8 protein-coding genes are annotated in these 6293 nt (G+C 46.4%); 4 read left to right on the top strand and 4 right to left on the bottom strand.

What is annotated here, in order from left to right:
* Nucleotides 1-76: 76 nt before the first annotated feature.
* Together QZ735_RS10315 and QZ735_RS10310 are read right to left on the bottom strand one after the other, a co-directional pair.
* Nucleotides 77-1150 (bottom strand): RluA family pseudouridine synthase, encoded by a 1074-nt coding sequence (locus QZ735_RS10315; protein ID WP_294247833.1) that lies wholly within the window; start codon nucleotides 1148-1150, stop codon nucleotides 77-79.
* A gap of 80 nt (nucleotides 1151-1230) precedes the next feature.
* Nucleotides 1231-2364 (bottom strand): PASTA domain-containing protein, encoded by a 1134-nt coding sequence (locus QZ735_RS10310; RefSeq protein ID WP_294247831.1) that lies wholly within the window; start codon nucleotides 2362-2364, stop codon nucleotides 1231-1233.
* A 155-nt stretch (nucleotides 2365-2519) separates the two neighbouring features.
* On the opposite strand from QZ735_RS10310, the gene QZ735_RS10305 reads away from it, so the two are divergent.
* The 4 genes from QZ735_RS10305 to QZ735_RS10290 all read left to right on the top strand — a co-directional run bounded on the left by QZ735_RS10305 (nucleotide 2520) and on the right by QZ735_RS10290 (nucleotide 5206).
* Nucleotides 2520-3506, top strand: a complete 987-nt coding sequence (locus QZ735_RS10305) for a D-alanine--D-alanine ligase (protein WP_294247828.1) — start codon at nucleotides 2520-2522, stop codon at nucleotides 3504-3506.
* Between the two features lie 92 nt (nucleotides 3507-3598).
* Nucleotides 3599-4063, top strand: a complete 465-nt coding sequence (gene coaD / locus QZ735_RS10300; protein WP_294214241.1) for a pantetheine-phosphate adenylyltransferase — start codon at nucleotides 3599-3601, stop codon at nucleotides 4061-4063.
* Nucleotides 4064-4104: 41 nt separating this feature from the next.
* A complete protein-coding gene (locus QZ735_RS10295) occupies nucleotides 4105-4392 on the top strand; it encodes a four helix bundle protein (protein WP_294247825.1) in 288 nt (95 codons plus the stop codon).
* Nucleotides 4393-4573: 181 nt separating this feature from the next.
* On the top strand, nucleotides 4574-5206 hold the full coding sequence (locus QZ735_RS10290) for a trimeric intracellular cation channel family protein (RefSeq protein ID WP_294247822.1): 633 nt from the start codon (nucleotides 4574-4576) through the stop codon (nucleotides 5204-5206).
* Between the two features lie 320 nt (nucleotides 5207-5526).
* Here QZ735_RS10290 and QZ735_RS10285 read toward each other — a convergent pair whose 3' ends face one another.
* Together QZ735_RS10285 and QZ735_RS10280 are read right to left on the bottom strand one after the other, a co-directional pair.
* Nucleotides 5527-6093 (bottom strand): DUF2892 domain-containing protein, encoded by a 567-nt coding sequence (locus QZ735_RS10285; protein WP_294247819.1) that lies wholly within the window; start codon nucleotides 6091-6093, stop codon nucleotides 5527-5529.
* 52 nt (nucleotides 6094-6145) lie between these two features.
* The coding region (locus QZ735_RS10280; RefSeq protein WP_294247836.1) for a dihydrofolate reductase at nucleotides 6146-6293 on the bottom strand (148 nt) is incomplete at its 5' end.

The raw sequence follows: 6293 nt of genomic DNA, 5'->3' as shown, positions 1-6293 counted from the left end.
ATACGATAGCATATAGTTTTCTCATAACAAATCTTGATTTCAATTCAACAAATATAAAAAAATTCTCAATATATTTTTAGTTTTCTAAATAATTTCTCCATTTTTTTACAGCATCCGCCATATCTTTTGGCATTGGGCTTTCAAAATATAATTCTTTCCTGGTAGTGGGATGTATAAATCCTAAAGTATGCGCATGCAGGGCATGTCTGGGCAGAATTTCAAATACGTTTTTGATAAACTGCTTATACTTAGGAAGATTCACTCCCCGGAGAGGCGTGTGCCCTTCATACCTTTCATCATTGAACAGGGTGTGGCCGATGTGTTTGAAGTGGGCCCGGATCTGATGGGTCCTTCCAGTTTCCAGTTTGCACTCCACCCAGGTCATATACCTGAACCGTTCCAGCACTTTGTAATGCGTTACGGCATGCTTTCCCTGGCTGCCGTCCTCATAGGTATGCATCTGCATCCTGTTTTTAGGGTGACGCCCGATATGGCCGCGTATGGTGCCTTCATCGTCCTGTACGTTGCCCCAGACAAAAGCCCAGTACAGCCTCTTTGTTTTCCGGTCAAAGAATTGTTTGGCCAGGAAGCTCAGGGCAAATTCGGTTTTGGCAATCACCAGCAGCCCGGAAGTATCCTTATCGATCCTGTGGACCAGTCCTACCCTGTCCAGGTCAGATTTGGCCCCGTTCTGTTCAAAATGGTAGGCCAGAGCATTGACCAGCGTACCGTCCCAGTTTCCGAATCCGGGATGAACTACCATGCCCGGCTCTTTATCTACAACGATAAGATCGTCGTCTTCGTATACGATGGTAATGGGAATATCCTGCGGGATAATTACATTTTCCCTTGGAGGGTGGGCCAGCAGAACGGAGATCTGGTCTCCCGGTTTTACGCGGTAGTTCTGTTTTACCACATTTCCGTTGACCACTACATTCCCTGCCCTGCAGGTCTGTGAAATCTTGTTTCTCGAGGAATTCTGGCGGAAGATCTGCAGGAACTTGTCGATCCTCAGAGGTTCCTGATTTTTGTCCACCCTGATATTGAGGTGCTCATACAACCCTTTGTTTTCCTCATCCAGATCAAGGGAATCCGGGCTGCCGAAAGCAGATAATTCCTCTTCTAAAAAATCTTCATTATCTTCTGTCATGATCCATTTGGTCTTTTATGCAAAAGGCTTCAACAATGAGAAGTCGAAGCCTGTAATTTTTATGGTTTGTATTGCTTGTTTTATTCCACCACTACTTTTCTGGCTTTCGCCTTTTCTGCAGGTTTCTGCGGTGCCGGTGCTGCAGTCTTTGCCGTACCGGAAGACGGGCTGCTGCCTGAAGTTCCCGCCGTACCGGATGCAGGGGTTCTGTTCCGGGTGGCTTCACCTCCTGAAACGGCAGGTCTCGAAGAAGAAGAAGAAGAAGAAGAAGTCCTCGGCGGTTCCGTTGTCCGGGCGGGTTCCGAAGGGGCTGTATTTTCCCTTCGCGGCGCCTGAACCGGCGGCGGTGTTTCATAGGCAGGTTCCTGACGGGCAGGGATTTCCTGGTACTGTACCGGCGGCAATCCGGTATCCACTTTCATCCGGTACACGGAGTTCAGTTCCTCGATCTTGTTTCTCAGTTCAGCCGGCGTCTTTTTACTGGCCCAGAGATCGATCTGCATACCCTGGTCCCTTACGTCTCCGGCTGCCGGATCCTGGTAATAAATAATATCGGATTCGTCTTTGCTTCCGTCCTCGTGGTCCACTACGCCCACTTCGAACATGCTGCGTGCAATTACGGTTCTCGCCTCTTTTACGGTTAATCCTACCACATTAGGAATAGAGATATTTCTCAGCGGGCCGGATCCGATGACCACGTCCACTATCGAGAATCTCGGGACCTTTGTTTTCGGCTGTACAGGATTTCCTTTATAGAGGATTCTCAGCACGGCATCTTTCTGGATGCTCGGCTCGTAAATCGTATCTCCCACTTTCAGCCCCACCTGTTCCAGCCGCTGGAAGGCCAGCCCTGAATATTTATTGATGACATCCGGAACCTCTACCTTAGCCCAGGTTCGCGGGTTTACTTTCAGCAGGATGGCCCTGCCGTCTTTTACGCGAGACCCCGGTGCAGGGTATACCTGCAGTACCTGGAACGGCCTGTACTTGGGATTGTACTGAGGGCTGTCCACTTCATATTCCAGCCCGGAATCATCTAAGATACGGATGGCTTCATATACGGATTTATTAACGATATTGGGAACGGGGATTTCCTGACCATGATTGGTGTGGTATTCCAGCCAACGGAACGTCAGCCAGACCAAACCCACGAAAACGCCGATGGCGACTGCTAAGTTCAGTAAAACTTTCCAATTGAAAAGTGATTTAAGCATACTTAAAATTACTATAATTAGACCGCAAAGATAGCTAATAATTTTAGAATGCGCTTTTTATTTAACAGATTTCATTTTCGTCCGTAAAATTTCCGGGGAGGCGTTTATCCATGAGAGAAAATCAGTACATTTGCCCTACTTGATACTATATGGTTATGAGCAAAAAAAGTATTGCCGTAGTAATGGGAGGCTATTCAGACGAATATGTTGTATCATTAAAAAGCGGGCAGTTGATTTATGATTCCCTGGACAGAAACCTGTACGAAGTACATAAGGTGGTAATCCTGAAAGACGAATGGTATTTGCTGGATGAAAACAATCAGAAGCATCCTGTCAGCAAAGGTGACTTTTCCGTACCGCGGGACAACGGGGCACCCCTGAGGTTCGATGTCTGTTTCAATACCATCCACGGGACGCCGGGTGAAAACGGCCTGCTCCAGGCCTACTGGGATACCATAGGCCAGCGATATACCGGATGCGGTTTTTACCAGAGTGCCCTTACCTTCAACAAAAAGGACACCCTGGCCGTCCTCTCGAAATACGGCATTCCTTCCGCAAAAAGCATCTACCTCAGAAAAGGCGAGAACATTGATACCGATGGCATTATTGAACAGCTCGGGCTTCCGGTTTTTGTGAAACCGAACCAGTCCGGTTCTTCTCTGGGAATTTCGAAGGTGAAGGAAAAATCCGCACTGATGGCTGCTGCTGCGCTTGCCTTCGCAGAAGATGATGAAATCCTGATCGAAAGCTTCCTGGATGGCATGGAGGTTTCCGTAGGCGTACTGGACTATAAAGGCGAAACCCTTGTCCTGGGCATTACAGAGATTGTTCCGCAGAATGAGTTTTTCGATTACGAAGCCAAATACGAAGGGGCATCCGAAGAGATCACCCCCGCAAGGATTGACGAAGAAACCCGCATCCGGGTGGAAGAAATTGCCAGGAGAGCCTACAATTCATTGGGCATGAGCGGTTTTTCAAGGAGTGAATTTATTTTAATGGACGGGATTCCGTATATGCTGGAAATGAATACCAATCCCGGTTTTTCCCCTGCCAGCATCCTTCCGCAGCAGGCAACGATTTACGGGATTTCCATTACCGACCTCTGCGGAAACGAGGTTGAGAAAGCCTTACATAAAAATTAAAAGGATGGAAGGCTGAGGCTGGAAGGCAGAAGTTTATAACTATGTGTTTTTACCTCATCATTCATCATTCATAACTTATAACTTGTATACGCATGAAAATTGCTGTTTTCCCGGGTTCCTTCGATCCTATTACCTTAGGCCATTACGATATTATCGAGAGGGCCGCCCCGCTTTTCGATAAGCTGATCATCGCCATCGGGCAGAATTCCCAGAAGAAATACATGTTCCCGCTGGAGAAGAGAATGGAATTCATCCAGAACTCCGTCGCGGAATTCCCCAACGTGGAAGTGGACTATTTTGAGGGCCTGACTGTCGACTACTGCTTTGAAAAAGATGCCCAGTACATTATACGCGGGCTGAGAAACCCTGCCGATTTCGAGTTTGAAAAAGCCATTGCCCATACCAACCGGACACTGGCCCATAAAAAACTGGAGACCGTCTTTCTCCTTACCTCTTCGGGGAAATCGTTTATCAGCAGCAGCATTGTACGGGAAATCCTGAACCATGGCGGCGAATATGAACTGCTGGTACCGGACTCGGTGAGGGTAGAGAAATGAGTAATCAGTAATGAGTAATGGGTAATGAGTAATTTTAATGTATGGATTTTAATCAATTATTCAGAGACAGGACCAAGCAGTTTTCTATTGCCATAATCAGATCTTTGTCTCCCCTACCTTATTCGGATGACCTTTCAGTAATCAGAAAGCAAATCATCAGATCTTCGACTTCTGTTGCTGCCAATTACAGAGCGGCTTGCAGGGCAAGGTCTGAAAAAGAAAAGTTTGCCAAAATATGTATTGTTGTTGAAGAGATTGATGAAACCCAATTCTGGCTTGAACTTACTGAAGAACTTGAGTATTTAAATTATGAAAAATCATCCGCTTAAAGAAGGAATGTGATGAATTGGTAAAGGTGATGACTTCATATAAATTTAAATTATCTCAAAATATATAAAGACCAGCCTTATTACCCATTACCTATTACCTATTTATTACCTATTACCCATTACCCATTACCCATTACCCATTACCCATTACCCATTACCCATTACTAATCATTCATTAAAAATGCACGAACAGTTCAACTTTGCCATAGAAGTCCTTGGGACGATATCGTTTTCGATGTCGGGAAGCTTTGCGGCGATGCAGAAACGGCTGGATCCGTTCGGGGTACTGATCATTGCCTTTGTTACCTCTGTCGGCGGAGGAACGGTACGGGACCTGCTCCTGGATATCCCGGTATTCTGGATGTATGACCTGCTGACCTGCAGCCTGATTATCCTCACCAGCATCTTTACGATGATTTTCAAGTCCTTTGAAAAAAACTTCCGGGTCACCCTTTTTATTTTCGACAGCTTCGGGTTGGGACTGTTCACGATTATCGGCGTCCAGAAAGGACTGCATGCAGGCATCCACCCGCTGATCTGTATCGGCCTGGGAACCATTACGGGCTGCTTCGGGGGAATCATCCGCGACATCCTGCTGAACCGGATCCCGCTGATTTTCCGGAAGGAAATCTATGCTACGGCATGTATCGTAGGAGGCTCCGCTTTTCTCCTGCTGACGAAATTTACCGGTCTGACGTATACCATCGTACAGATTTTCACCATCCTGCTGATCGTAAGCATCAGGACCCTCGCTGTAAAATACCACTGGCAGATCCCGAAATTTTACGGGTACGAGAATAATTCTGAGATGTAGCGTGCACCGAACGGGCTCCGCCATTGGATTTCACCCGCCAGAAAACCTGAAAGACAGATGATTTGATTTTACCTTTTTAAACCTCATAGGTTTTGGAAACCTATGAGGTTTGATAGCCCCGATAGCAGCGGCATCCTTTTTCTTTGCAAGGGATAAAGCCAGGAAAAGAAAAAGATACAGCGGATAGCGGGAATAAGCTCCTTATATCAATCCGGTGTCATAAGGGGAATCCTGCGATTACAACCTGTTATGCTGATGTCCGGACAAACAAAAAGCACCTGGAAAATCAGATGCTTTTTATGTATAACGGATTGTCTTTTTTAGAATTTCCCCCTGTTTCTCATATTGGGGTTGTGCATATGCTTCTGCATGGTCGGCATTTTCATCTGGTCCTTCATCATCTTGATCTGGTCGGTCATCATTCCGGCGCTGTCCAGTCTCTTGGCTTCTTCCAGCAGTTTCTGGCCTTCCTGTCTTCTTCCTTTGGAAATGGCTGCGGCAGCCAGGTTCAGGGTAGCCATCGCCCGGTCGTGTTTCATATTCAGTCCGTATTCCAATGCTTTTTTCATGAACGGCTCTACTTTGGAAGGGTGCTCCTGTGCCTGGGTAAGCCCGGTGAGGTAATGGTAATACCCGTATTGTGACTTATGGAGCTGGGCGCGGTAATCCCTGATGTTCTGCAGCCATACGCCGGCTTTTTCCATATTCTGCTTTCTCAGCTGCCAGAAGGCCAGCAGGATGTATTCGTTTTTGAAGAACAGCAGGATCGGGAATGCTGCCAGCAGGAACACCACGATTCCCCATCCGAGGCTTCTCGTAAAGATCATCATATAAAGCCCCAGCAGGATCAGGACAGCAGCAACGGCAATTTTTATGTATTTATTCATTCGTAAATTTTAGAAGTGCAAAGATAATAAATTTAACGTTCTGATTTCAGCCTTACTCCTCTGAATTTTGTATTCTCTCATACGTCCGGAAACAGAAATCATAGGCATGCTTTTCATCTTTTTCAAAACAGGTCTCGCTTATTTTTTTCCACACTTTCTCATCGATCTGCGGGAAAAAAGTATCGCCGTTGAGGTCTGCC

Origin of the sequence: uncultured Chryseobacterium sp. (assembly GCF_913776365.1) — a bacterium.
Lineage (GTDB): Bacteria > Bacteroidota > Bacteroidia > Flavobacteriales > Weeksellaceae > Chryseobacterium.
The sequence above is the reverse complement of the archived record's forward strand: the minus strand, read 5'-3'. Positions and strand labels throughout refer to the sequence as shown.